Source organism: Mesorhizobium sanjuanii (assembly GCF_002529485.1).
Lineage (GTDB): Bacteria > Pseudomonadota > Alphaproteobacteria > Rhizobiales > Rhizobiaceae > Mesorhizobium > Mesorhizobium sanjuanii.
The window spans coordinates 1-23,435 of the sequence record NZ_NWQG01000079.1; the positions used below are offsets into that span (position 1 = coordinate 1).

Sequence of the window (23,435 nt, forward strand, 5' to 3'; positions counted from 1 at the left end):
AGGCTTGCGTGTCCGACAAGAGCGCATGGATTGCGACGGCGTCGCGCGTACCCCTGATCTTGGCCACCGTGTCGGCATCGCGCAGCACCCGCGCAATGCGCGACAGCGCCTTGAGGTGATCGGCGCCGGCGCCCTCGGGCGCGAGCAGCAGGAACACCAGATCGACCGGTTGGTCGTCCAGCGCTTCGAAATCGACCGGCGTCTCCAGCCGCGCGAATACCCCGGCGATCCGCTTCACTCCGGCCAGCTTGCCGTGCGGAATGGCGATGCCATTGCCGACGCCGGTCGAGCCCAGCCGCTCGCGCTGCAGGATGGTATCGAACACCTCCCGCTCCGCAATACCGGAAATCGCCGCCGCTCTTTCGGACAAAAGCTGCAGAAGCTGCTTCTTGGAGTTCGCCTTCAACGCCGGCATGATCGCCGGAACGTCGATAAGATCGCTCAGATCCATGCTTGAAAATCCCTTGTTCGCCTGCCGTCGCCAGTCCTCGCCCCCTCGCGCGGCCGGCTTCTTATCCCAGTGCGGCCTAGGCCGTCATCCCTGTGCGACCCTGGTCGTCAGCCCGATGCGACCCTGGTCGTCATCCCTGTGCGACTTTGGTCGTGGATGGGTCGATCCAGCCGATATTCCCATCCGGCCGGCGATAGACGATGTTGAGGTGCTCATTGCCGGCGTTACGGAAGACGAAGACCGGACTGTCCTTGGTGTCGAGCTCGATGACGGCCGACGCCACCGACATCGTTTGCAGCGTCATGGTCGATTCGGCGACGATGGCCGGGGCAAAATTCTCCGGAATGTCCTCATCATCGTCGGCAAGCGGCGCCATCACCGTATAGGCGATATCGGTCGGCTCGCCATTGGAACTGCCTGAATTGTGCGATTTCAGGCGCCGCTTGTAGCGCCTGAGGCGGGTTTCGAGCCGGTCCGCCGCCGCCTCGAAGGCCAGCGTCGGATCCTGCGCATCGCCGGTCGCTTGCAGCGAAGCGCCGGAATCCAGCCGAATCATGCAGTCGGCCGAATAGCGCGATCCCGATTTGATGACGGTGACATGTCCTGAAAAGCCGCGGTCGAAATATTTTCCGATCGCCTCGCCGACACGGTCGTTGATGCGCGTACGGAACGCATCGCCGATATCCATGTGTTTTCCCGATACGCGCAATTTCATCTGAAAACTGACCTTCCTTGCTCAGGCTTCAAACTGTCCCGAGTTTATACTCGTGGTCTGTGCGCACAAGCTTTGCGGCGTCACTTGCGCCGATTTTAAATCCGAACTTTCCGGTTGATCACAAGCCGCCTTCTTGGCCGTCCCGTGGCCTACGTCGTGACGGACCATTCGCTTGCGGGCATCAAGCCCGCCTCATGCGGGCGGGCTTCTAGCCACTTCATTGCAGCTTGTCAATGAAGCGCGAAAACTGTGGAAATCTGGCGCCTGTAGGGGTGGACTATCGCCCGGCGCTAGCCAGCGCGCGTTTTTCGCGCCGCCGTTGCACCGATGAGGGAATGTTCATGCCTTCCCTATACTTGGCGACCGTGCGCCTGGCGATATCGACGCCGCAACCCCGCAACATGTCCACGATCGCGTCGTCTGAAAGCACGTCGACGGGCTTTTCCTCGTCGATCAGCTGCTTGATGCGATCGCGCACCGCTTCCGACGAATGCGCATCGCCGCCGCCCGACGACGCAATCGAAGCGGTGAAGAAATAGCGCAGTTCGAACACGCCACGCGGCGTCAGCATGTATTTGTTCGCCGTGACCCGGCTGACGGTCGATTCGTGCATGCCGATGGCGTCGGCCACCGTGCGCAGGTTGAGCGGCTTCAGGTGACGCACGCCATGCACGAGGAAAGCGTCCTGCTGGCGCACGATCTCGGAAGCGACCTTGAGGATGGTCTTGGCCCGCTGGTCGAGGCTGCGCGTCAGCCAATTGGCGTTTTGCAGGCACTCGGCCAGGAAATCCTTTTCCGTCTGGTTCTTGGCATGCGGCGAAACCTGCGCGAAATAGATATGGTCGACCAGCACGCGTGGCAGCGTCTCCGCGTTGAGTTCGACCGTCCAGCTCCCGTCATTGGCCGCCCGCACCTCGACATCGGCGACGATCGCATCGCTGGCGCCGGCCGAGAACGCCATCCCCGGACGCGGATCGAGCGCCCGGATCTCGGCCAGCATGTCGAGCAGATCCTCCTCGTCGACCCCGCAGATCCGCTTGAGCGTCTGGAAATCGCGTCGCGCCAGAAGTTCGAGATTGGCAATCAAGGCCTTCATTGCGGGATCGAGCCGATCGCGAACGGCAAGCTGCAGCGCCAGGCACTCGGCGAGGTCACGTGCGAAAATGCCGACCGGCTCGAAGGCCTGGCAGACCGCCAGCACCTTCGCCACCGCTGCTTGGCTGGCGCCGAGGCGGGCGGCGATCTCGGCCATGTCGGCGCGCATGTAACCGGCCTCGTCGAGGCCATCGGCGAGCTCACCGGCGATCAGGCGTGCCGCCGGGTCGGCGAAAGCCAGCGCGACCTGTTCACCGACGTGATCGCGCAACGTGATCGCGGCGGCAGCCATGTCCGCCGCGTCGAAGCCTTCGGACGACGACGAGCTGGAACCGTTGCCGGACGCCGATTTCCATTGCGCTGTCAGGTCGGGACCGAGCCGCTCACTCGTGCCGGGATCGTCGGGGAACAGGTTTTCCAGGGAGGTATCCAGCTTTTCCGAGATCGCCTCGGCGCTCCACGCCGTCTCTGCCTCGAACCAGTCGCCGATCACTTCCGGCGCGGCGTCGGCCTTCTGGGCCTGGTCGCTGGCGGCATCGTCCTGCGGCTCGGCACGCTCGAGCAGCGGGTTGCGCTCGATCTCGTCGTCGATGAAGCGCTCGAGCTCGACATGGGTGAACTGCAGCAGCCGGATCGACTGCATGAGTTGCGGCGTCATCACCAGCGACTGGGACTGTCGTAGCTGTAATTTTGCCGCCAACGCCATGGTCTGGTTCAAACGCCCCTTCTACGCATCAGGACTTTACCCACGCGAACTGCCGGAAAAAGAATTTTCGCCGGCACGCATGAAACTGGCCCGGCTTTTGCTTGTCAAGGCGATGACGAGCAAAACCGGCTCAGACGAGCGTTATCTCCGAGAAAACTGAACAAACTGACCGAAGATTCCCGAAAAATCATGCCGGGACATGATTTCACGCTCAGAGCGTAAATCCCTCGCCGAGATAAAGCCTGCGCACATCCGGATTTGCGACCACTTCGTCGGCCCGGCCATGGGTCAGCACCTGGCCGGCATGGATGATGTAGGCGCGGTCTATCAGGCCGAGCGTTTCGCGGACATTGTGATCGGTGATGAGCACGCCGATGCCGCGTGCCGTCAGATGGCGCACAAGCTGCTGGATATCGGCTACGGCGATCGGATCGATGCCGGCGAAAGGTTCGTCGAGCAGCATATAGGCAGGACGCGTCGCCAGCGCGCGCGCGATCTCGAGGCGTCGCCGCTCACCGCCCGACAGCGACAGCGACGGGGCCTTGCGCAGATGGCTGATATGAAACTCTTCGAGCAGTTCGTCGAGGCTGCGCTCGCGCTCCTTGCGGCTCTTTTCGACCACTTCGAGCACGGCGCGGATATTTTGTTCCACGCTCAGGCCGCGAAAGATCGACGCTTCCTGCGGCAGATAGCCGATGCCGAGGCGGGCACGCCGGTACATCGGCATCGAGGTGACGTCGAAACCATCGATCTCGATCGTGCCTTCGTCGACCGGCACCAGGCCGGTGACCATGTAGAAGCAGGTCGTCTTGCCGGCGCCGTTGGGGCCAAGCAGCCCCACCGCCTCTCCGGCACGCACGCCTATCGTCACGCCGCTGACGACCTTGCGGCCCTTGTAGCTCTTGGTCAGACCCTTGGCGATCAAGGTGCCCTTGAACTTTGCCGTATCGACGGTGACCGGGGCCGCGAGCTTGCTGGCGGCGCGTCCTGGAAGACGCGCCAGCAGCGATGACAGGCCGGCCATCAGTTCTTCGCTGCTCCCGACTTCGCCGGCGGCGTGATCGACATCATGACGCGGCCGCCGCAGGCATCGACCTGGGCCAGGCCGCTCTTCATCTGCACGGTGAGCTTGCAGCCGACCAGCACATTGTCGCCTTGCGAAAGCACGACCTTGCTGCCTGAAAGCACCAGCACTTCGCTCTTCATGTCGAAGGTGCCGCGGTCGCCGGTGGCGACCTGGTCGTCCGATTTGATGTAGACCTTGTTGTCGACTTCCAGATGGTCGATGTTGGCCGAGCCGGTCATCGCGGCGCCCGCGGCCGCCGCGCCCTTGGCGGCGGCGTCCTTCGCGGCGCCGGCGTCCTTGACGTAGTAGACCGTCATCTTGCCGGCCTTGAGCACGGTCGGACCCTGGACGACGCTGACATTGCCCGTGAACACGGCGACGCTGTCCGCCTGGCGGACCTCGAGCTTGTCGCTTTCGATCTGGATAGGCTTGTCGCCGGACAATTTGAGGCCCGACAATTGGCTGGTGGCCTTGGATTGCGCCAGCGCCGGCGCCGTTCCCAGGACGAGTGCCAGGATCGGCAACGCCGAAGCCGTAGCCACGAACCGTGCCGAACTAGTGAGCCGCATTGGTTTCTCCGCTCTCTGCCTCTGCCGCCTTCAAGCTGGCGGGATCGATGTTGACCTGCACCTTGTTCTCGAAAACCACGATCTTGCCATTGTCCTGAATCGACATCGATTGCGCGGTGATCCGCGACCCGCCACGGCTGACATCGACGGGGTCGCTCGTCTTCATAGTGCCTTTGCCCATGTCGAGAAAGATCGATTTGAACTTTGCCTCCAAGCCATCGGTGGTGGTTATGGTGACATCGCTGGTCAGGTTCATCGTGTTGCCGTCGCGATTGTAGATGCCGTGCGAGGCATTGATGGCCGCCACATTGTCGGTCGAGATCGGCAATTTGGCATTGATACCCTCCAGATCGATGATGCCTTGCTTGCCGACGTCCTGTATGGCGCGCAAGGCCGTCATCGAATAGGGCAGCTTCTCTTTGGTGAACCCGTTGAGCTTGGGATTGGCCATCACCAGCTTGCCATTGGCAAAGGCGCTGCCATCGGTCTGGATTGAGAACGATACAGGGGCCGCGAGATAGGAATAGACCGGGAAAGCGACCGCGATCACCGTCGCGATCAGCGGCACCGCCAGCTTCAAGACACGCACGCGCCGCGAATGGCGCTGGGCGACGTCGAAGGCGTCGCCCCGCGTCGGGCCTACGGCCGGGGGTGCCAACTCCGCCTCGGTGTTGGTTGGTTCGATCGGTCTGGCCAACATGACTGTTTCTTCTAAACCCCTGCCCGCAAGCACCCTATAGGTGGGATGCCAACGTCCCCAAGCAAGCACAAGCCGAGGAAAACCGCAAAAATGTGACGATTTTGCTAAGCGAACGACAATGCACCCGGCGCAATCTGCACGTCATACCAGATAAGGACGCAATGCGTTAGAGCCTGTGGACAGGCCTGACATCTCATGACATTCCGGTTTGCGAATGTCGGGGGTCTGTCTTTGACGCAGGCGCGTCAGGAAACGGTAGCCGGGCGCGGATGGTTGCTTTAAAAGCATCTCTTCCCACCGACGACGAGGCTGACCATGGCACTGAGAGCCGACGACCTGATCGACCGCCGCCGCTTGCGCCGCAAGCTGACATTCTGGCGCGTTGCCGCGCTTGTTGTCGCGGCAGCCGGGCTGATTGCCCTTTCGACCTGGATCTACGGCGACGATTTCACCGGCGCGGCGGTCGATCATATCGCCAAGGTCAAGATCGAGGGCACCATCACCGAGGACGAAGAGCTGATCAAGCGGCTGGAGACCATCCGCCAGTCCCCGAAGGTGAAAGCTGTGATCCTGTCGATCGATTCGCCGGGCGGCACCACCGTCGGCGGCGAATCGATCTACGAGGAAGTGCGCAAGCTGGCCGCCGACAAGCCTGTAGTGGCGCAGGTCGGCACGCTCGCCGCGTCGGCGGGCTACATGATCGCAACCGCGACCGATCATATCGTCGCGCGCAAATCCTCGATCATCGGCTCTATCGGCGTGCTGATCCAGTATCCTGATGTCAGCGGCCTTATGGACAAGCTCGGCATCAAGCTGGAGGAAGTGAAATCCTCGCCGTTAAAGGCCTCGCCCTCGCCCTTCAAGCCGACCAATGATGACGAACGTGCCATGGTCCGCAAGCTCATCCTCGACAGCTATGACTGGTTCGTCGGCATCGTCGCCGAACGCCGCAAGATGACCCATGAGCAAGCTCTGGCACTCGCCGACGGGTCGATTTTCACCGGCCGGCAGGCTGTCACCAACAAATTGATCGACGCGGTCGGCGGTGAAACCGAGGCGATCGACTGGCTCGCAACCAAGGGCGTCGATGCCAAGCTCAAGGTGGTCGAGTGGAAGAATACCGAAGCGCGCGGCGGCTTCCTGTTCTCCAAGGCGATGGCGAAAACCATCGGCAGCGCGCTCGGCCTGCCTGACCATGCAGGCGACTTCATTCATGAAATCGGAGCGGATCGCTTGTTTCTTGACGGTCTCGTTTCCGTCTGGCACCCTTGAGGAGCCGCTTGGGACGAGTGAAAAAGCAAATAAAATCATCCTGATAATTTTGACCGCACCGCTTTCACGGGGACCCTTCTGATGATCAAGTCCGAACTTGTGCAGATTATCGCCACGCGCAACCCGCACCTTTTCCTGCGCGATGTCGAAAACATTGTTGGCGCGATTTTCGACGAGATCACCGATGCCCTTGCCGAGGGCAACCGGGTCGAGTTGCGTGGCTTCGGTGCTTTTTCGGTGAAGAACCGTCCAGCCCGTACCGGCCGCAACCCGCGCACCGGCGAATCCGTCGAGGTCGAGGAGAAATGGGTGCCGTTCTTCAAGACGGGCAAGGAATTGCGTGAAAGGCTGAACGGCGGCAAATAGACGCCGCGTCCGCGGCATCCAGCCTGTCGACAAGTTCCTCCGACGGAAAAAACATGTTCAATCGCTTCATCCTCATCGTGGTCTTCGTGCCGCTGGCCGTCATCCTGATTGCGCTGGCTGTCGCCAACCGCGAACTGGTGGCCTTCACGCTCGACCCGTTCAATCCCGGCAATCCGGCGCTGACGCTGACGCTGCCGCTGTTCATCTTCCTGTTCCTGGCTCTTGCCATCGGCATGATCATCGGCAGCCTGGCGACATGGGCCAAGCAGGGCCGCTACCGCAAGCTGGCGCGTCAGCGCGGCGTCGAGGCCGAGAACCTGCGCCAGGCGGTCAGCCGCGCACCGTCAGTGCCGCAAGGCCAGGCCCAAGGGTCAGCCTTGCCGAAGCCAACAACGAACTGAAAATCGGTTTGGCGTTTTTTCCTCCACGGAGCTTTCGATGCTGACCATTTCGGCCGCCGAGGTCGATCATGCGCTCACCTTTCCCGGGCTGGTCGAGACGCTGCGCGCCGCCTTTCGCGATGGAGCGGTGCAACCGGTCAGGCATCACCACACGGTCGAACGGCCCGACGGCGCGGCCTCGACGCTGTTGCTGATGCCGGCCTGGACCGACTTCAACGCCGCCGGCACCTCGACGGGCGGCCATATCGGCGTCAAGATCGTCACCGTGTCGCCCGACAACAATGCCCTCGGCAAGCCCGCCGTGATGGGGCTTTACCTCCTGCTCGACGGCGCCACCGGCGAGCCCGAGGCCATGATCGACGGCCAGCGGCTGACGCAGTGGCGCACGGCTTGCGCCTCGGCGCTGGCCGCCTCCTATCTCGCCCGCGAGGACGCCTCGCGGCTGCTGGTGGTCGGCGCCGGCGCGCTGTCGCCGTTTCTTGCCAAGGCGCATTCGGCGGTGCGGCCGATCAAGACCATCCACATCTGGAACCGCACGCCGGCCAATGCGGAAAAAGTTGCGGCAAATTTGCGCGCCGAAGGTTTTGCGGCGGAAGCCGCCAGCGATCTCGACGCCGAACTCGGCCAGGCCGATATCGTCTCGTCGGCGACCATCACGACCACACCGCTGATCAAAGGCGCGCTTCTGCGGCCGGGAACCCATGTCGACCTGGTTGGCGGCTTCACGCCCGATATGCGCGAAAGCGACGACGACGCGATTGCGCGCGCCCGCGTCTATGTCGACACCCGCGCCGGCGCCACCAAGGAAGCCGGCGACATCGTCCAGCCACTGGCCTCCGGCGTGCTGAAGCCTGAAGCGATCGTCGCCGACCTGCATGAACTGGCGCGCGGCGAGAAGAGAGGCCGCCGGAGCCCCGGCGAGATCACGCTTTTCAAATCGGTCGGCGCGGCTCTCGAGGACCTCGCCGCCGGCATCGCCGTCTACGGAGCGCTCCGGCAGTAGCGTTTGCGGCTCTTCACTGGCGCCGTTCGCCGTCGAAAAATCGGCCTTTGCGGTCGAATTTCTTGATGGCTTCGGTCGTGACGGGCGTGAACAAGTTGACCAGATTTCCATCCGGGTCACGCAGCAGCAGCGATCGATTACCCCATGGCATTGTCGTCGGCACCTGTACGAAGTCGTCGACAGCGTTCGCCAGCCTGCGATATTCCGCATCGACGTCACCCACGCAAAACTCAATGATCGCGGACCGATTGGAGGCAGGTTGCGCCACATCCGCCCCGAACAGCGCCAGGGTGCGCGTACTGCCGATCGCCAGCGTGCAGGAAGTCGTCGCCAGTTCGGCGAAGTCCTCGGTAAACCACGTGGAAGTGAGCCCGGTGATCGTTTCATAGAATTCCACCAGAGGCCGGATCTGGTCGGTAATGACACGGATTGAAACGAAGTCCATCTTGTTCTCCTCTGTCCGAATCCCCGGTTTGACAGAACGCTTGTTGCACAACCCTGCTGCCAGCCTGATGTCAGCAGAATTGTCACCATGGACGGTGCTCGTGATGTTCCACATCGTTACCGTGAACGAATGCAATGGTTCCCGACGGGAACGCCTTTGGCGTCGCCTCGTTGTCTGGAGATGACGCAGATACGCGGGTTACTCTTCTTCTGGTCCATTCTGACCGCCACGGTGGCGGCACTCAGCCTAGGACCATCTTTCGCCCATGTGCTGGAATCGCTCCCTCGATTGACGACGTGGTCACCTTCTCTGTGGCGCGAAGCCACCGTCTTCAACGGCCAGTTCTTGCTATTCCTAATCATTGGCGCACCCCTGGACCTGGCAGCGATTGGTTGCCCGGGGCTTCTCGCATGGATGTTGCGTGACGACCGCCCGGCGTTTTGGTTCGTCTTGGCCGCAGCCTTGCTTTATGCAGCGTCGCTCGCTGCGTGGTCTGTTCTCGTCAAACCGGCCAATGATGTCCTGGCCACCTGGGTTCCCGGACCGATCCCGGACAATTTCGAAGCGATCCGGCTGCGCTGGGAAACCGGCCATATGGTCGTGGCTGGCATCAAGGCCGCGGGTTTCATGTCGCTGATTGTCGGCTTGCTTTCCATTAGGCATGGCTGACCCTTCCCGAGTCGTCGAGCAACCGCGTTTGTTGCGCCGCTGGATGGGCTGTGGCAGAAGCGGGCCAAGCCGCCGTCCGGAGATGCTCCGCCTTGAAACCTTTTCGCGACAAACGCCGCGATAGCCGCTCGCAGTTCGCCAAAAGCGGAGCGGAACAGGCGCGCCCGCGGGAGGCTCACGCAGCGGCCAGGCCGGACGCAAAACCGGGCGAGCGCCATGAGACGAGAGAACGGTCCGAACCAAAGCCCGCGCCGCGCATCCTTGCGCGCCGCGACGGCGCCTTGCCCGCCGAACGTCTTCCGGTAATCCTCGAAGTGGCGCCCAACGCCGATTACGCGTTGCTCGACAGCGGCGCCGGGCAAAAGCTCGAACAATACGGCCCCTACCGCATTGTGCGGCCCGAGGGCCAGGCGATCTGGCAAAAGGCGCTGCCGGCAAGGGACTGGGACCGTGCCGACGCCATTTTCACCGGCGATACCGACGAGGAAGGCATCGGCCGTTGGCGCTTCCCCAGGACGCCGCTCGGCGAAACCTGGCCGATGAAGCATGACGGCATCGACTATCTCGGCCGTTTTACCTCGTTTCGCCATGTCGGGGTCTTCCCCGAACAGGCCTCGCATTGGGACCACATGGCCGGACTGATCGCGGCGGCGAAGCGACCGGTGAAAGTGCTTAACCTGTTCGGCTATACCGGACTTGCCTCGCTGGTGGCAGCCCGCGCCGGCGCCGAGGTCACTCATGTCGACGCCTCCAAGAAGGCGATCGGCTGGGCCCGCGAAAACCAGGAGATGGCCGGCCTGTCGCAAAAGCCGATCCGCTGGATCGTCGATGACGCGATGAAATTCGCTGAGCGCGAGGAACGCCGCGGCAGCCGCTACGACATTGTCCTGTTCGACCCGCCAGCCTATGGCCGCGGCCCCAAGGGCGAGGTCTGGCAGCTGTTCGAGGACCTCCCTGCCCTGACCGACCTTTGCCGCTCGATCCTGACGCCAAGGCCGCTAGCCGTGGTGCTGACCGCCTATTCGATCCGCGCCTCCTTCTTCGCCATCCATGCCCTGATGCGCGACACCTTTGCCGGCATGGGCGGCACGGTGGAGTCCGGCGAACTGATCATCCGCGAACAATCCGCCGGGCGGGCGCTGTCGACCTCGCTGTTCTCGCGCTGGGTGGCTTGAATGCCCGGGGGTTCCAAATGAACGAGCGGCACGCAGGCGCGCCAGGCCAGGTGAAAGAGGTCACCAGCCTCGCCAATCCGCTGATCAAGGACATCAAGGCGCTGGCGCTCAAGAAATTTCGCGACCAGCAGAATGCCTTCATGGCCGAGGGACTGAAACTGGTGATCGATGCGCTCGATCTCGGCTGGCAGATCAAGACGCTGGTTTTCGCCAAGGCCGGACGTGGCAATGCGGCGGTAGAAAAGGCCGCCGCGCGCACGGTTGCCGCCGGCGGCACCGTTCTCGAAGTTTCGGAAAAGGTGCTTGTCGCCATAACCCGCCGCGACAACCCGCAGATGGTGGTCGGCGTCTTCTCACAGAAGATCCTGCCGTTGAAAGACATCCGCGCCCGGGATGGCGATGTCTGGGTGGCGCTCGACCGGGTGCGCGACCCCGGCAATCTCGGCACGGTCATCCGCACAGTCGATGCCGTCGGCGCGAGCGGCGTGATCCTGGTCGGCGAGACCACCGATCCTTTTTCGGTCGAGACCGTGCGCGCAACCATGGGTTCTATCTTCGCCGTGCCGGTCGCCAAGACGACGCCGGAAGCCTTCCTTGCCTGGCGAAAAAGCTTTCCGGGTCTCGTCGCCGGCACGCATCTGAAGGGCGCGGTGGACTACCGCTCCGTCGATTTTTCCAAAGGCCCGGTGCTGCTGGTGATGGGCAACGAGCAGCAGGGCCTGCCGGAAAACCTCGCCGAAAACTGCGACAGGCTGCTCAGGATTCCACAAGCCGGCCGCGCCGATTCGCTCAATCTCGCGGTGGCGACCGGCGTAATGCTGTTCGAGATCCGGCGCGGCGCGCTGAAACTTGCCCCGGAGGACGTCAAGCCGTGAAATCCAAAATGGTGAAGTTTCAGTGGTGAAATCATGGTCCCCCTACGCACTGCTGGTCGTTGCGGCAGTAGCACTTGACCAATGGGTGAAACACCTGGTCGAGACTGGCCTGCCCTTTCAGGAAAAGCTCGATCTTGTGCCGTTCCTGGCTCTTTACCGCACCTACAACACCGGCATTGCCTTCTCGATGTTTTCGTCCTTCGGTGACACGGGCCTGGTGATCATCGCAACCCTGGTTGTCGCTTTCGTGCTCTATCTCGCGGCCCGCACCCCGGCCGGCCAGCTGCTTGCCCGCATCGGCTTTGCGCTGATCATCGGCGGCGCGCTCGGCAATCTGCTCGACCGCGCCGTCCATGGTCATGTCATCGACTACATTTTGTTCCACACGCCGGTCTGGTCCTTCGCCGTCTTCAACCTTGCCGATGCCTTTATCTCGGTGGGAGCGGTTTTGGTCGTCTTCGACGAACTCATCGGCTGGCGACGCGAAGCGCGGCCTCAAGATCCGAACGCCGAAGGTCCTGACGCCTGAACGATTGACCTCAGCCACCTGCCGCCACACATTCGAAGCCCGAGGAGAAAAAATGTCCGAAACCTTCAAAGCCATTCTCGTCTCGCGCGACGCCGAAAAGAAGCAATCGGTCGCCGTAACCGACCTGACCGAAGCCGACCTGATGGAAGGCGATATCACCGTCGCCGTCGAGGCAACGACGGTGAACTACAAGGATGGGCTTGCCATAACAGGCAAGGCGCCGGTGATCCGCCGCTGGCCGCTGGTGCCGGGCGTCGACTTTGCCGGCACCGTCACCTCGTCTTCCCATGCCGACTGGCGCAAGGGTGACAAGGTCATTTTGAACGGCTGGGGCGTCGGCGAAACGCATTTCGGCGCCTATGCCGGGCGCGCCCGCGTCAAGGGCGACTGGCTGGTGCCGTTGCCGGACGGTATGAGCCCGCATGATGCCATGGCGGTAGGCACCGCCGGCTACACGGCCATGCTTTGCGTCATCGCGCTGGAGCGGCACGGCATCGTGCCCGATCGCGGCCCGGTGGTGGTGACGGGCGCCGCCGGCGGTGTCGGCTCGGTCGCCGTCTCGATCCTGTCCAGCCTTGGCTATCATGTCATCGCCTCGACCGGCCGCAACGCCGAAAGCCCCTATCTGATCGAGCTCGGCGCCGCGGAGGTGATTTCGCGCGACGAGCTTGCCCAGCCGGCCAAACCGCTCGCCAAGGAACGCTGGGCCGGCGGCGTCGACGCGGTCGGCAGCCACACGCTGGCCAATGTGCTGTCGATGACCTCCTACGGCGGCGCGGTCGCCGCCTGCGGCCTGGCCGGCGGCATGGACCTGCCGGCAAGCGTCGCCCCCTTCATCCTGCGCGGTGTTAGCCTGCTCGGCATCGATTCGGTGATGGCGCCGAAGGCGGTCCGCATGGAGGCGTGGCGCCGTATCGGCACGGACCTCGACCACCAGAAGCTTGCCAGCCTGTCCACGACCATCGGCTTCGACGACATCATCGGCGCCGCGCATGACATCGTCGAGGGCAAGATCCGTGGCCGCGTGGTGGTGGATATGTGAGCTTCATCTTTAGCCGGGGAGCGGCAAAAGCCGCGCGATCGCTAAAATTCGAACGATCCGCCACAATTTTCCATAATCTCTATCTGGCAAAGGTTCCGCATGATCGCGGAACCCGGCATCAAAGAGACGCAGAGTGCCGAGAGCGTCAATGGGACCGGCCCTGAGGCGCCAAGGCGGCAGATCGTCGCCGCGCCGCCGCTGGCGCCGGAACTGCCCAGGGCCAACCGCGAAGGCCTGCCGTTCCTGACGCTCATTGCCATCGTCGTGATGGCGGGGCTTGCCCATCTGACAGGGGCGCCGATCTTTATCACTGTCGGCCTGCTGGCGACCGGCATTGCCGGTATAGCCATGCATCTGCGTGCCAAACGCACCGAGCGCCGCACAGTCGCCCTGCTCGACGAGACGACCGCTCGCAGCCGCGCCGAGATCGAAACGCTGGCCGACCGCATGTGGGAGATGCAGGAGAGCGAGGAACGCTTTCGCGGGCTGATCGACGCGCTCGGCGATCTCGTCGTCCACCGCGACCGCGACGGCCACATCGTCTATGCCAACAAGGTCTTCGCCGATCTTGTCGAAACCGACCAGCGCGACCTTGCCGGCAAGACGCTGGCCGAACTCGGCATCGATGTCGGCATCGTTCCCGATGCCGCCTTTTCCGATCATGAATGCCTGAGCTCCACCGATGTCGCCATCCGCACGCCGGGCGGTCCGCGCTGGTTCTCGTGGATCGAACTGTCGGTGCGCGACAAGGGCAGCGGTGCGGTGTCGCATCGCGCCATCGCCCGCGACATCACCGCCCGCAAGCGCGCTGAATCGTCGCTCATTACCGCCCGCGAGCGGGCGGAATATGCAAGCCAGGCCAAGTCGCGCTTCCTCGCCACCGTCAGTCATGAGATCCGCACGCCGATGAACGGCATCATGGGCATGGCCAGGCTCTTGGCGGACACCAGCCTTTCGCCCGAACAGCGGACCTATGTTGGTGCCGTTTCCACCTCCGCCAGCGCCCTGCTGGCGCTGATCGAGGATCTGCTCGACTATTCGAAGATCGAGGCCGGCCGCTTCGACCCCGAACCGCAGCCAATGTCGGTGCGCGAGACTGCCGACAACATCATCGAGCTCCTGGCGGCACGCGCCTTCGCCAAGAATATCGGCCTTGGCTGCCACGTCGAACCCGATGTGCCGCAGATGATATCAGCCGATCCGGGAAGGGTCAGGCAGGTGCTGCTCAACCTCATCGGCAACGCCATCAAGTTCACCGACGGCGGCGGCGTGCTGGTGACCGTCGCCCGCACCCGCACCGACACCACCGACCGCATACGCTTCACCATAACCGACACCGGTCCCGGCCTGCACGAGGACGACCTGGACCGCATCTTCGAGGAATTCGAACAGGCTGATGGCACCTCGACCCGCACGCATGGCGGCGCGGGTCTCGGCCTTGCCATCTCCAAGCGCCTGGTGATCGCCATGGGCGGCACGATTTCCGTGTCAAGCCAGCTCGGCCAAGGCTCGGAATTCATCTTCGAAATCCCCGCGGCATCGGCCACCGAGGCGCCGCAGAACCGCCAGAATGCGCTCTCGGGCCGGCACGCGGTGATCCTGTCGAAGAATGCCATCGAGGCCGACGCCATTGCCCGCACCATCCGCGCCAATGGCGGCAAGGTCGATCTGGCCGCGACCGCTGCCCAGGCAGCGCCCTTCGCCGGAAACTGCGACCTGCTCCTGATCGACGCGGCCATGGAAGAAAGTGACGGCAGGTTGCTCAAGCGTCTTCGCCAGAGCGGCTTTGTCGAATGTGAGGCAATCACGCTGATCGCGCCGACGGACCGCGGCATGCTTGGCGAGTTCCGCGCCAACGGCTATGCCACATTCCTGGCAAGGCCGGTGCGCGGTGAGACGCTGCTGCGCGTGCTTTTGACCAGCCACGCGTCGGCGCACGCCCCGCCAGAGGCGGAAAAGCCTGGCGCGCCATCCGTGCGCGTCATCGGCAGCCGCCAGCATGGCCTGTCCGTACTGATCGCGGAAGACAACGATATCAATGCCATGCTTGCCCGCGCCACGCTTTTGAAGGCCGGGCATCGGGTGAAAGTGGTCGGCAACGGCAAGGCTGCCGTCGAGGCCGTCATCGGCACCGGCCACAAGCATCGCTTCGACGTGGTGCTGATGGATCTGCACATGCCCGTCATGGATGGGCTGGACGCCATCGCCGCCATCCGCCGCCACGAGGAGGAAACCGCCGCGCCACCGGTTCCGATCATGGTGCTGTCGGCGGACAGCCAGGAAAAGACCCGCCACGCCGTGCTTGCCCATGGCGCCAGCGGCTTCGTCACCAAGCCGCTCGATCCCGATGCGCTTGTCCACGCCGTCGAGGGCCAGGTGGCGGCCTGACATCGCCTCTGCGGACGCCCTCGAGGCGGCGACTTTTTGGCATGATCCTTTCCCGGGAAACCTATTCTGGTTCCCCAGGTCACGCGATAGCCAGCCGACGAAGTATTGCCCGCGGCACCGTATCACGGTACTGTCACAATCCTGTTGCACCTACACCGTATCCCCGTGCCAAGAGGGATGGCTCGAAGGAGAATCACTCGTGCATACAGTCATGCCGGAATGTGACACTCGGCCGAACGCCAGCAGCGCCTTGCTCGCCGGGCGGAATGTCGATGCCGTCATTAAAGGCGCATCTCTCGGCCGCATCGGCAACCTTGAAGTGCGGCTCGCCCGCAACGAGGCTGAGATCGCCGCCGCCCAGGAGGTCCGTTACCGGGTATTCTATGACGAGCTCGGCGCCAGGAAGGATTTGTTCCAGGTGCAGGACCGGCGCGATGCCGACCGCTTCGATCCATTGTGCGATCATCTGCTCGTCTTCGACACCTCGCTCTCCGGTCCCGAGCACCGCCGCATCGTCGGCACCTACCGCTTGCTGCGCCAGGAGATTGCAGCCGCCGCCGGCGGCTTCTATTCCGAGGGCGAATTCGAGCTGACCAAGCTCATCGCCCGCCATCCTGGACAGCGTTTCCTCGAGCTCGGCCGCTCCTGCGTTTTGCCGGAATACCGCTCGAAGCGCACCATCGAGGCGCTGTGGCAGGGCATCTGGGCCTATATCAATCACTATGGGATCGGCGTGATGACCGGTTGCGCCTCGTTCCACGGCACCGTGCCGGCGGCGCATGCCGAAGCGCTGACCTATCTCGCCCATCACTGCCGCACGAATTCGGCTTGGGACGTGCGCGCGGTCCCCGGGCGCTATTGCTCCATGGACCTGATGCCGATCGAGGCCGTCAACGCCAAAGCCGCGATCGCGGCGATGCCGCCGCTGGTCAAGGGCTATCTGCGCGTCGGCGCGCGCATCGGTGACGGCTGCGTCATCGACCGCGAATTCTCGACGGTCGACGTGTTCGTGGTGATGCCGGTCAAGGAGATCGGCGCCCGCTACGTCAATTACTATGGCGGCGAAGCACAGCGTTTCGCCGCCTGAGTAGCAGTAGGCAGTAGGCAGTAGTGAAGACGCTAGGATTCGCGCTCCTTTGACTACTGACTAATCCCTAGTCCCTCCCTTCAGGAAATATCTTCCGGCCGCCGACCAGGGCGGCTCTTGTAGGATGGAAAGGCCCAGCCGAATTTGAGCGCGCCGCCGCGCACCAGGAATGCCGCGGCGAAGCCCGCCAGGCCCGATGCGAGCGGCGGCAGTCCAGCGAGATCGCCTGTTGTAAACAGGGTCGCGCCCGCAAGGGCGGCAGTGACATAGATTTCAGGTCTCAGGAGCACTGACGGCTCACCGGCCAGCAGGTCGCGCAATATCCCACCGAACGTGGCGGTGAGCACGCCGGTGACGACGGACACCACCGGCGAGCCGGTAATGGCCAGGCCTTTGGCGGCACCCATCACCGAAAACGCGGCGAGGCCGACGGCGTCGAGCCAGAGCAGTAATTTCCAGCGGGATTCGAGACGATGCGCTGCGAAGAAGACAAGCATCGCCACCGCCGCGCAGATCAGCACATAGCCAGAGTTGGCGACCCAGAAGACCGGCAGATTGAGGATGACGTCACGAAACGTGCCGCCGCCAATACCGGTGACGCTGGCCAGGAACAGAAAGCCGATAATGTCGAGCTGCTTGCGCGAAGCGGCAAGCGCTCCGGTCGCCGCGAAGACGGCGACGCCGGCATAGTCGAGAACGTCGATCGGGTTCAAGGGCATGAGGCAGTGGGCAGCAGGGATTAGGAGTTAGGGAGTATAAATAACACGAAGCCGCGCGATTGATACGATCGCCTTAGTTTCCCTACTGCCTACTGCCTACTGCCTATTCCCTCCCCTAACTACGCATCCTTCTCAGCCTGCTCATTGACCGGGCCGGGCTCGACCGGGGCTTCAGCAGCCACATGCTTGGGACCGCCCTTGGCGACGCCGACCATGGCCGGCCGCAGCACCCGCTCGCCGATCGAATAGCCGGGCTGCACGACCTGGACCACCGTGTTGGCCGGCACTGCCGGATTGGGCACCTCGAACATCGCCTGGTGAAAATTCGGGTCGAACTTCTCGCCTTCGGGCTCGAGCTTCTTCACCCCATGCCGCTCCAGCGCCGACAGCATGGCGCGCTCGGTGATCTCGACACCCTCGATCAGCGCCTTGAAGCCGGCATCGCCCGACGCCGCTGCCTCGGCCGGAATGGCGTCCAGCGCCCGGCGCAGATTGTCCGACACCGACAGCATGTCGCGGGCGAAATTGGCAACCGCGTAAGCACGCGCGTCGTGAACGTCCCGCGCGGTGCGACGGCGCAGATTCTCCATCTCGGCGGCGGCGCGGAGCGCGCGGTCCTTCAGATCTTCGTTTTCCTTCATCAGCCGCAGAAGCGCTTCATAGTCGCCATCGACGCTGCCTTCCGCGCGCTCGGCAGCGGCTTCGGCCGCCTCGATATCCTCGGGCACGCGTTCGTCTTTTGCCTGGTCGCTCATCGCCGTTTCCCGTTATCTCGAATGGTATGGATTTGTGCCCGATATCGAGGTTTGGCGGCCAAAAATCAAGGGCCAAGCGATACTGTACGCCGCCGGCGGCACTTTGTCCGCAGGCAGCACGGACTTTCGATTTTAATTCAAATTTTACTCTAACCGGCGGATTTGCTTGCGACGATGCTGCGATAGGGGAACCATTCCTGTGCCGGGGGAGTTTCGAAGCCGACACAGGATTTTGAGATGACGACCCGCAATAACGCCGCCCGCGACAAGGGCGCCCACAACAAGGGCGAAAGACGCGAAGGGCTCGACGCCGACATCAGGCGCCAGTTCGGCACGGAGGCCACGACGCGCTTTCTGCGAACCCTGCCGGCATTCCGCACCGAGCTCGACATTCCCGACCGTTTTAAGGAGCTGCTCGACCGCCTGGACGGCATCGAGGGCAGCTTGGCCACCGGTCAACGCAACCGATAGGCGTGGCGATCCGGGGGCTCGTTCGACTGAACCCGAGATGCCCTCATAATTGACAGTCGCGCGACATTTACGCACAGTAATTTTGCGTGATCTTTGTCTTGCGGCAGCGCCACGCGCCGCCTATGCTTCATGATGAACATGATTTCCCCGGAAGCTGTGGCTAACAGCAAGCGTGCCTGGTTGAAGATTCTGGCGCGCTACAAGAAGCCCGACAGGCGTCGCAGCGCTGTTGAACTTGCCATCACCCTGATCCCTTTCGCCACGCTATGGGCGCTGTCCTCGGCTGCCTATTCCTATGGTCATTGGTGGGGTCTTCTCCTTATCCTTCCGGCGGCCGGCTTTCTGGTGCGGATCTTCATGATCCAGCACGATTGCGGCCACGGCTCTTTCTTTGCCAATCGCTACGCCGACGACTGGATCGGCCGCGTTCTCGGCGTCTTGACGCTGACCCCCTATGACTGCTGGCGGCGCGCCCACGCCACCCATCACGCTACAGCCGGCAATCTCGACGAGCGCGGCATGGGCGACATCAAGACGTTGACCGTCGCCGAATACCGGCAGATGTCCTGGCGGGGCCGGCTTTCCTACCGTCTCTATCGTCATCCGCTGGTCATGTTCGGCCTTGGCCCCATATGGCTTTTCATCTTCGAACAGAGGCTGCCGGTCGGTATGATGCGGAGCGGCCTGACACCATGGGTATCGTCCATGGCCACCAACGCCGCTATCGCGTCCATTGCAGCCATCCTCATCTGGTTCGTCGGCCTCGGCGCCTTCCTGGTCGTCCACTTGCCGATCGTCGTCCTCGCCGGCTCGGCCGGCATCTGGCTATTCTACGTCCAGCATCAGTTCGAGGAGACGGAGTGGGCAAAGGATTCCGAATGGGAATTCCAGCATGCGGCCCTGCACGGCTCGTCCTATTATGACCTGCCGCCGGTGCTGAACTGGTTCACCGGAAATATCGGCGTCCATCACGTCCATCACCTCTCCGCCAAAGTGCCGTGCTACCGTCTTCAGGAGGTTCTCAGGGACTACCCAGAACTGCGCAAAATCGGCCGCGTCACGCTTCTCGACAGCCTGCGATGCGTGAAGCTCGCGCTGTGGGACGAGAGCCGCAGCAAGCTTATATCGTTCCGCGAAGCGCGCATGGCTGCGTAGAGCAGCCGCCGCACCCTTGGTGCAGCGGCCGCCTCCCCTGCTCAGGCCGCCTTGCGCTCGTCGCGCATAAGCGCCTTGCCGTCGCGGATCTCGGTGCCGAGCACCTTCAGGCATTCGCGCATGAAAGCGGCCAGGCCTGGCCAGCCCTTGGCCGACACCAGATTGCCGTCGACATGGGCGCCGGTCGGCGCGACGTCGATATAAATGCCGCCGGCCAGCGTGACCTCGGGCTCGCAATACTGAAGTGCGGCGACTTCCCTGCCACGCACGACACCGTCGACCGCGATTAGGATCTGCACACCGTGACAGATGGTGAAGATCGGCTTGCCGGTCTCGTGGAAATGCCGCACCAGCGCCTGCACGCGCTTGTCGATGCGGATATATTCCGGGCCACGCCCGCCTGCCGCATAGACCGCATCGTAATCGGCCGGGTTCACCTCGGCAAAAGTCTTGTTGAGGATGTAGTCGTGGCCGAGCTTTTCCGTATAAGTCTGGTGGCCCTCGAAGTCGTGCAGCGACGTCTTAAGTATGTCGCCCGCCTTCTTGTCGGGACACACGACATGCACCGTATGGCCAACCGCATGCATGGCCTGTTCAAAGACGAAAATTTCGTATTCCTCGCTGAATTCGCCAACGAGCATCAATATCTTCTTGCCAGCCATTCCCGGCTCCTCCCTTGGTGGTCATATTTATTTCGCTGAACGAAATAATAGGCCTATCCTACGGCGCGGATATGGAAAATAAAAGACTGAATCTGGGAATTGGTCCGACCAGATCGGGCGAAATCGTGGGCTGGGTCCGATCAGCCGGCGCGCTCCCGCCGCCAGGAGTATTTGGGATCTTTGACCTCCGGCTTCGCGGTCGGCTGGTAATACAGCGAAAGTCCGCCGGTGCGGCCTTCCTCGAGCCGTTTCAAAAGCACCGGGTTCGACACTTCGAACTCGTCGAAGCCGAGACGCAGCATATGCGGAAGCTGGTCGACCAGTACCTGCCCGGTGGCGCGTATTGCGCCCTCGAAATGATGGCGGCTGCGCAGCAGTTCGCCCTTGGAGAAGGAGCGGCCGTCATTGAACGCCGGGAAGGCCAGCGCCACCAGCGACAGCTGGTCGAGCAGGTCGGCGATCTTTTCGAGTTGGTCTCCAGGTTGAAGCTCAACGCCGAGGCGCTCCTTCGCCGAGCGGCGCACCTCCGGGTCCAGCCCGAGGAACGCCTGCAGCGGCAGGATAAAGCGTCCATTGCCGGTGAGCGCTTCGGCGCTTTCGGCATGGACCCACTCGTCCTCCCGGAAACCTTGCGGGGTCCAGAGGCGGGTCTCCGATGTTGGTTCGGTCATCAAAAATTCCTAAAGCGATGCGTCGGTCAGCGACTTCTCCAGCCCCGACAGATGGATGCCGCACTCGGTCTTGGCGTGCCCGGCCCAGCGGCCGCTGCGCGCGTCCTCGCCCGGCTGTACCGGCTGCGTGCACGGGAAGCAACCGATCGACAGATAGCCATAGGCGACCAGCGGATTTTCGCGCAGCGCATGCGAACGCATGTAGGCGGCCTGATCCGACGTCGTCCAGTGCGCCAGCGGGTTGATGCGGATGCGTGAACCCACCGCCTCGAACACCGGAAGTGCCGCCCGCGTCGACGCCTGGAAGCGCTTGCGGCCAGTGAACCAGGCGCGGAACGGCTCGACGCCTCGCGCCAGCGGCTCGACCTTGCGCACATCGCAGCAGGCGTCGGTGTTGGTCTCGTTCAGATTGCCGGTCGGGTCGATCCGTTCGAGCGCCGCTTCGTCGGGCGTGATCACCCTGATGTCGGTCAGCCCGAAATCGGCGACCAGCGCGTCGCGATAGCCGAGCGTTTCCTCGAAATGCTTGCCGGTATCGAGGAAGATGACCGGCAGCGTGCGGTCGATTTCGGAAATCATGTGCAGCAGCACGGCCGAATCGGCGCCGAAGGAGGAAACGGCGGCGATCTCGCCATCAAACAATTCCCGCGCTGACCGCTCGATGATCTTGAGCGGGCTCAGGTGACCGTAGAGCGCGTCGAGCCCCGCCGCCTCGGCGGCGACGCCGGCCTCGACGTCGACAATACGGTCAAGCGGCCTTGGCTTCGCCAGCATAGAGCGCCTCCTTGAACGGCGCGGGACCGACACGGCGGTAGGCGTCGATGAATTTTTCCTGTGGATCGAGTCGAAGGCCGAGATAGGTCTCGACGATCTGCTCGATGGCGTCGGTGATCTCTTCCGATGAGAAGCCGCGGCCGATGATCTCGCCGACCGAGGTGTTCTCGTCGGCCGAGCCGCCAAGCGTGACCTGATAGAGCTCCGCGCCTTTCTTCTCGACGCCGAGAATGCCGATATGGCCGACATGGTGATGGCCGCAGGCATTGATGCAGCCGGAGATCTTGAGCTTCAACTCGCCGATTTCGCGCTGCCGCTCCAGCGAGGCGAAGCGCTGAGATATCTCCTGCGCTATCGGAATCGAGCGCGCCGTGGCCAGCGCGCAATAGTCGAGGCCGGGGCAGGAGATGATGTCCGATATCAGGTTGGAGTTGGCCGTCGCCAGGCCGATATCGACCAGCGCATCATGGACCGCCTTGAGGTCGGCGCGTGCGACATGCGGCAGGATCAGGTTCTGCTCATGACTGACGCGCAGCTCGTCGAAAGCATATTTCTCGGCAATGTCGGCGACAGCTTCCATCTGGCTGTCCGAGGCATCGCCCGGCACCTCGCCGATGCCCTTGAGCGAGATCGTCACCGCCGCATAGTCGGGATGGCGATGCGTCACCACATTCTGGTCGAGCCAACCCGAAAAGCTCTTCGAATCGAGCCGGGCCAGCTTGACCGCCTCGTCGCCTTCCGGCCGGTCGCCGAGCTGAGGTGGCGCGAAATAGGCGTCGATGGCGCGGATGTCGGCTTCCGGCAGCTTCAGCTCCGCGTCCTTCAACTCCTGCCATTCGGCTTCGACCTGGCGGGTGATCTCCTCGACGCCGGTCTCGTGAACGAGGATCTTGATGCGCGCCTTGTACTTGTTGTCGCGCCGGCCATAGAGGTTGTAAACGCGCAGGATCGCCGTGCAGTAGGACAACAGATCCGCCTCCGGCAGGAAGTCGCGGATCTTCTTGGCCACCATCGGCGTGCGCCCCTGACCGCCGCCGATATAGACGGCAAAGCCGAGCTCGCCAGCCGCGTTCTTCTTCAAATGCAGGCCGATGTCATGTGTCTGGATCGCGGCGCGGTCGCGCTCCGCACCCGTCACCGCGATCTTGAATTTGCGAGGCAGGAACGAGAACTCCGGATGCACGGACGACCATTGCCGCAGGATCTCGGCATAGGGGCGCGGATCGGCGGCTTCGTCGGCAGCAGCGCCGGCGAAGTGGTCGGCGGTGACATTGCGAATGCAGTTGCCGCTGGTCTGGATGGCATGCATCTCTACGCTGGCCAGATCGGCCAGGATCGCGGGGATGTCGGACAGCGCCGGCCAGTTGAACTGGATGTTCTGGCGCGTGGTGAAATGGCCGTAGCCCCTGTCGTATTTGCGGGCGATATGGCCGAGCATGCGCAACTGCTTGCTGTTCAGCGTGCCGTAGGGCACCGCGATGCGCAGCATATAGGCATGCAGCTGCAGGTAGACGCCGTTCATCAGCCTCAGCGGCCGGAACTGGTCCTCGGTGATCTCTCCGGTGAGCCGGCGCTGGACCTGGTCGCTGAACTCGGCGACGCGGGCCTGAACGAAATCATGGTCGAACTCATCGTATCGGTACATAGTCTGGTCTTTCCGGGCGCGTCCGCCCG

General features: G+C 63.1%; 27 protein-coding genes. 14 read left to right on the forward strand and 13 right to left on the reverse strand.

Annotated features, from left to right (window positions below; all coding sequences use genetic code 11):
• From ptsN to rpoN, 3 genes are all read right to left on the reverse strand, one after another.
• A partial coding sequence (gene ptsN / locus CN311_RS13695) for a PTS IIA-like nitrogen regulatory protein PtsN (protein WP_097574250.1) occupies nucleotides 1-451 on the reverse strand: 451 nt, incomplete at its 3' end.
• 130 nt (nucleotides 452-581) lie between these two features.
• Nucleotides 582-1,166, reverse strand: coding sequence for a ribosome hibernation-promoting factor, HPF/YfiA family (hpf, locus tag CN311_RS13700; protein ID WP_097574252.1), 585 nt, complete (start codon nucleotides 1,164-1,166; stop codon nucleotides 582-584).
• Nucleotides 1,167-1,443: 277 nt separating this feature from the next.
• Nucleotides 1,444-2,967, reverse strand: a complete 1,524-nt coding sequence (rpoN, locus tag CN311_RS13705; protein WP_097574253.1) for an RNA polymerase factor sigma-54 — start codon at nucleotides 2,965-2,967, stop codon at nucleotides 1,444-1,446.
• Here rpoN and CN311_RS32570 point away from each other — a divergent pair.
• Nucleotides 2,903-3,127: a hypothetical protein gene (locus CN311_RS32570; RefSeq protein ID WP_165779697.1), complete on the forward strand. Its 225-nt coding sequence runs from the start codon at nucleotides 2,903-2,905 to the stop codon at nucleotides 3,125-3,127. The two genes, rpoN and CN311_RS32570, sit on opposite strands and share 65 nt — an antisense overlap.
• 51 nt (nucleotides 3,128-3,178) lie before the next feature.
• On the opposite strand, the gene lptB is transcribed toward CN311_RS32570, so the two are convergent.
• From lptB to lptC, 3 genes are read right to left on the reverse strand one after another with little or no spacing between them, the layout of a single operon-like run.
• Entirely contained in the window at nucleotides 3,179-3,991 is an 813-nt protein-coding gene (gene lptB, locus CN311_RS13710; RefSeq protein WP_097574254.1) for an LPS export ABC transporter ATP-binding protein, read from the reverse strand.
• The gene (locus CN311_RS13715) at nucleotides 3,991-4,602 is read right to left on the reverse strand and encodes an LptA/OstA family protein (protein ID WP_097574255.1); all 612 of its coding nucleotides are present in this window, start codon (nucleotides 4,600-4,602) and stop codon (nucleotides 3,991-3,993) included. The genes lptB and CN311_RS13715 overlap by 1 nt, the downstream gene beginning before the upstream one ends.
• On the reverse strand, nucleotides 4,589-5,302 hold the full coding sequence (gene lptC / locus CN311_RS13720; protein WP_097574256.1) for an LPS export ABC transporter periplasmic protein LptC: 714 nt from the start codon (nucleotides 5,300-5,302) through the stop codon (nucleotides 4,589-4,591). Before lptC ends, CN311_RS13715 begins: the two co-directional genes overlap by 14 nt.
• Before the next feature lie 315 nt (nucleotides 5,303-5,617).
• Here lptC and sppA point away from each other — a divergent pair, with 315 nt between their 5' ends.
• The 4 genes from sppA to lhpI all read left to right on the forward strand — a co-directional run bounded on the left by sppA (nucleotide 5,618) and on the right by lhpI (nucleotide 8,344).
• Complete coding sequence (gene sppA / locus CN311_RS13725; RefSeq protein ID WP_097574258.1) at nucleotides 5,618-6,574, forward strand: signal peptide peptidase SppA; 957 nt, start codon at nucleotides 5,618-5,620, stop codon at nucleotides 6,572-6,574.
• Between the two features lie 81 nt (nucleotides 6,575-6,655).
• On the forward strand, nucleotides 6,656-6,940 hold the full coding sequence (locus tag CN311_RS13730; protein WP_006200394.1) for an integration host factor subunit beta: 285 nt from the start codon (nucleotides 6,656-6,658) through the stop codon (nucleotides 6,938-6,940).
• Between the two features lie 53 nt (nucleotides 6,941-6,993).
• The gene (locus tag CN311_RS13735; RefSeq protein WP_097574259.1) at nucleotides 6,994-7,341 is read left to right on the forward strand and encodes a LapA family protein; all 348 of its coding nucleotides are present in this window, start codon (nucleotides 6,994-6,996) and stop codon (nucleotides 7,339-7,341) included.
• A gap of 37 nt (nucleotides 7,342-7,378) precedes the next feature.
• Nucleotides 7,379-8,344, forward strand: coding sequence for a bifunctional Delta(1)-pyrroline-2-carboxylate/Delta(1)-piperideine-2-carboxylate reductase (gene lhpI / locus CN311_RS13740; RefSeq protein WP_097574261.1), 966 nt, complete (start codon nucleotides 7,379-7,381; stop codon nucleotides 8,342-8,344).
• Nucleotides 8,345-8,357: 13 nt separating this feature from the next.
• Here the strand turns inward: lhpI and CN311_RS13745 are convergent, their stop codons facing one another.
• The gene (locus CN311_RS13745) at nucleotides 8,358-8,789 is read right to left on the reverse strand and encodes a VOC family protein (RefSeq protein ID WP_097574285.1); all 432 of its coding nucleotides are present in this window, start codon (nucleotides 8,787-8,789) and stop codon (nucleotides 8,358-8,360) included.
• 180 nt (nucleotides 8,790-8,969) lie between these two features.
• On the opposite strand from CN311_RS13745, the gene CN311_RS13750 reads away from it, so the two are divergent.
• From CN311_RS13750 to olsB, 7 genes are all read left to right on the forward strand, one after another.
• Complete coding sequence (locus CN311_RS13750; RefSeq protein WP_097574262.1) at nucleotides 8,970-9,458, forward strand: hypothetical protein; 489 nt, start codon at nucleotides 8,970-8,972, stop codon at nucleotides 9,456-9,458.
• Nucleotides 9,459-9,550: 92 nt separating this feature from the next.
• The gene (locus CN311_RS13755; protein ID WP_097574264.1) at nucleotides 9,551-10,633 is read left to right on the forward strand and encodes an RsmD family RNA methyltransferase; all 1,083 of its coding nucleotides are present in this window, start codon (nucleotides 9,551-9,553) and stop codon (nucleotides 10,631-10,633) included.
• A 17-nt stretch (nucleotides 10,634-10,650) separates the two neighbouring features.
• The gene (locus CN311_RS13760; RefSeq protein WP_097574265.1) at nucleotides 10,651-11,508 is read left to right on the forward strand and encodes a TrmH family RNA methyltransferase; all 858 of its coding nucleotides are present in this window, start codon (nucleotides 10,651-10,653) and stop codon (nucleotides 11,506-11,508) included.
• A gap of 25 nt (nucleotides 11,509-11,533) precedes the next feature.
• A complete protein-coding gene (lspA, locus tag CN311_RS13765; RefSeq protein WP_097574266.1) occupies nucleotides 11,534-12,037 on the forward strand; it encodes a signal peptidase II in 504 nt (167 codons plus the stop codon).
• 52 nt (nucleotides 12,038-12,089) lie between these two features.
• Nucleotides 12,090-13,079, forward strand: a complete 990-nt coding sequence (gene acuI, locus CN311_RS13770; RefSeq protein ID WP_097574267.1) for an acrylyl-CoA reductase (NADPH) — start codon at nucleotides 12,090-12,092, stop codon at nucleotides 13,077-13,079.
• A 99-nt stretch (nucleotides 13,080-13,178) separates the two neighbouring features.
• Nucleotides 13,179-15,467: a PAS domain-containing hybrid sensor histidine kinase/response regulator gene (locus CN311_RS13775; RefSeq protein ID WP_097574268.1), complete on the forward strand. Its 2,289-nt coding sequence runs from the start codon at nucleotides 13,179-13,181 to the stop codon at nucleotides 15,465-15,467.
• A gap of 211 nt (nucleotides 15,468-15,678) precedes the next feature.
• On the forward strand, nucleotides 15,679-16,554 hold the full coding sequence (gene olsB / locus CN311_RS13780) for a l-ornithine N(alpha)-acyltransferase (protein WP_165779698.1): 876 nt from the start codon (nucleotides 15,679-15,681) through the stop codon (nucleotides 16,552-16,554).
• 80 nt (nucleotides 16,555-16,634) lie between these two features.
• On the opposite strand, the gene CN311_RS13785 is transcribed toward olsB, so the two are convergent.
• Nucleotides 16,635-17,267, reverse strand: coding sequence for a trimeric intracellular cation channel family protein (locus CN311_RS13785; protein WP_097574286.1), 633 nt, complete (start codon nucleotides 17,265-17,267; stop codon nucleotides 16,635-16,637).
• A gap of 125 nt (nucleotides 17,268-17,392) precedes the next feature.
• The gene (grpE, locus tag CN311_RS13790) at nucleotides 17,393-18,028 is read right to left on the reverse strand and encodes a nucleotide exchange factor GrpE (protein ID WP_097574271.1); all 636 of its coding nucleotides are present in this window, start codon (nucleotides 18,026-18,028) and stop codon (nucleotides 17,393-17,395) included.
• A 237-nt stretch (nucleotides 18,029-18,265) separates the two neighbouring features.
• On the opposite strand from grpE, the gene CN311_RS13795 reads away from it, so the two are divergent.
• A complete protein-coding gene (locus tag CN311_RS13795; protein ID WP_097574272.1) occupies nucleotides 18,266-18,499 on the forward strand; it encodes a hypothetical protein in 234 nt (77 codons plus the stop codon).
• Nucleotides 18,500-18,631: 132 nt separating this feature from the next.
• The gene (locus CN311_RS13800) at nucleotides 18,632-19,654 is read left to right on the forward strand and encodes a fatty acid desaturase (RefSeq protein WP_097574292.1); all 1,023 of its coding nucleotides are present in this window, start codon (nucleotides 18,632-18,634) and stop codon (nucleotides 19,652-19,654) included.
• 41 nt (nucleotides 19,655-19,695) lie between these two features.
• Here the strand turns inward: CN311_RS13800 and CN311_RS13805 are convergent, their stop codons facing one another.
• The 4 genes from CN311_RS13805 to CN311_RS13820 all read right to left on the reverse strand — a co-directional run bounded on the left by CN311_RS13805 (nucleotide 19,696) and on the right by CN311_RS13820 (nucleotide 23,406).
• Complete coding sequence (locus tag CN311_RS13805) at nucleotides 19,696-20,316, reverse strand: DJ-1/PfpI family protein (protein WP_008874278.1); 621 nt, start codon at nucleotides 20,314-20,316, stop codon at nucleotides 19,696-19,698.
• Between the two features lie 140 nt (nucleotides 20,317-20,456).
• Nucleotides 20,457-20,987: a DUF934 domain-containing protein gene (locus CN311_RS13810; RefSeq protein ID WP_097574274.1), complete on the reverse strand. Its 531-nt coding sequence runs from the start codon at nucleotides 20,985-20,987 to the stop codon at nucleotides 20,457-20,459.
• Between the two features lie 9 nt (nucleotides 20,988-20,996).
• Nucleotides 20,997-21,761: a phosphoadenylyl-sulfate reductase gene (locus CN311_RS13815; RefSeq protein ID WP_097574276.1), complete on the reverse strand. Its 765-nt coding sequence runs from the start codon at nucleotides 21,759-21,761 to the stop codon at nucleotides 20,997-20,999.
• Nucleotides 21,736-23,406 (reverse strand): nitrite/sulfite reductase, encoded by a 1,671-nt coding sequence (locus tag CN311_RS13820; protein ID WP_097574277.1) that lies wholly within the window; start codon nucleotides 23,404-23,406, stop codon nucleotides 21,736-21,738. Before CN311_RS13820 ends, CN311_RS13815 begins: the two co-directional genes overlap by 26 nt.
• Nucleotides 23,407-23,435: the final 29 nt, after the last annotated feature.

Coding starts and splice junctions, on each gene's coding strand:
- hpf (WP_097574252.1), bottom strand. CDS start 1,166: ATGAAATTGCGCGTATCGGGAAAACACATGGATATCGGCGATGCGTTC.
- CN311_RS32570 (WP_165779697.1), top strand. CDS start 2,903: ATGAGTTGCGGCGTCATCACCAGCGACTGGGACTGTCGTAGCTGTAAT.
- rpoN (WP_097574253.1), bottom strand. CDS start 2,967: ATGGCGTTGGCGGCAAAATTACAGCTACGACAGTCCCAGTCGCTGGTG.
- lptB (WP_097574254.1), bottom strand. CDS start 3,991: ATGGCCGGCCTGTCATCGCTGCTGGCGCGTCTTCCAGGACGCGCCGCC.
- CN311_RS13715 (WP_097574255.1), bottom strand. CDS start 4,602: ATGCGGCTCACTAGTTCGGCACGGTTCGTGGCTACGGCTTCGGCGTTG.
- lptC (WP_097574256.1), bottom strand. CDS start 5,302: ATGTTGGCCAGACCGATCGAACCAACCAACACCGAGGCGGAGTTGGCA.
- sppA (WP_097574258.1), top strand. CDS start 5,618: ATGGCACTGAGAGCCGACGACCTGATCGACCGCCGCCGCTTGCGCCGC.
- CN311_RS13730 (WP_006200394.1), top strand. CDS start 6,656: ATGATCAAGTCCGAACTTGTGCAGATTATCGCCACGCGCAACCCGCAC.
- CN311_RS13735 (WP_097574259.1), top strand. CDS start 6,994: ATGTTCAATCGCTTCATCCTCATCGTGGTCTTCGTGCCGCTGGCCGTC.
- lhpI (WP_097574261.1), top strand. CDS start 7,379: ATGCTGACCATTTCGGCCGCCGAGGTCGATCATGCGCTCACCTTTCCC.
- CN311_RS13745 (WP_097574285.1), bottom strand. CDS start 8,789: ATGGACTTCGTTTCAATCCGTGTCATTACCGACCAGATCCGGCCTCTG.
- CN311_RS13750 (WP_097574262.1), top strand. CDS start 8,970: ATGACGCAGATACGCGGGTTACTCTTCTTCTGGTCCATTCTGACCGCC.
- CN311_RS13760 (WP_097574265.1), top strand. CDS start 10,651: ATGAACGAGCGGCACGCAGGCGCGCCAGGCCAGGTGAAAGAGGTCACC.
- acuI (WP_097574267.1), top strand. CDS start 12,090: ATGTCCGAAACCTTCAAAGCCATTCTCGTCTCGCGCGACGCCGAAAAG.
- CN311_RS13775 (WP_097574268.1), top strand. CDS start 13,179: ATGATCGCGGAACCCGGCATCAAAGAGACGCAGAGTGCCGAGAGCGTC.
- olsB (WP_165779698.1), top strand. CDS start 15,679: ATGCCGGAATGTGACACTCGGCCGAACGCCAGCAGCGCCTTGCTCGCC.
- grpE (WP_097574271.1), bottom strand. CDS start 18,028: ATGAGCGACCAGGCAAAAGACGAACGCGTGCCCGAGGATATCGAGGCG.
- CN311_RS13795 (WP_097574272.1), top strand. CDS start 18,266: ATGACGACCCGCAATAACGCCGCCCGCGACAAGGGCGCCCACAACAAG.
- CN311_RS13800 (WP_097574292.1), top strand. CDS start 18,632: ATGAACATGATTTCCCCGGAAGCTGTGGCTAACAGCAAGCGTGCCTGG.
- CN311_RS13805 (WP_008874278.1), bottom strand. CDS start 20,316: ATGGCTGGCAAGAAGATATTGATGCTCGTTGGCGAATTCAGCGAGGAA.
- CN311_RS13810 (WP_097574274.1), bottom strand. CDS start 20,987: ATGACCGAACCAACATCGGAGACCCGCCTCTGGACCCCGCAAGGTTTC.
- CN311_RS13815 (WP_097574276.1), bottom strand. CDS start 21,761: ATGCTGGCGAAGCCAAGGCCGCTTGACCGTATTGTCGACGTCGAGGCC.
- CN311_RS13820 (WP_097574277.1), bottom strand. CDS start 23,406: ATGTACCGATACGATGAGTTCGACCATGATTTCGTTCAGGCCCGCGTC.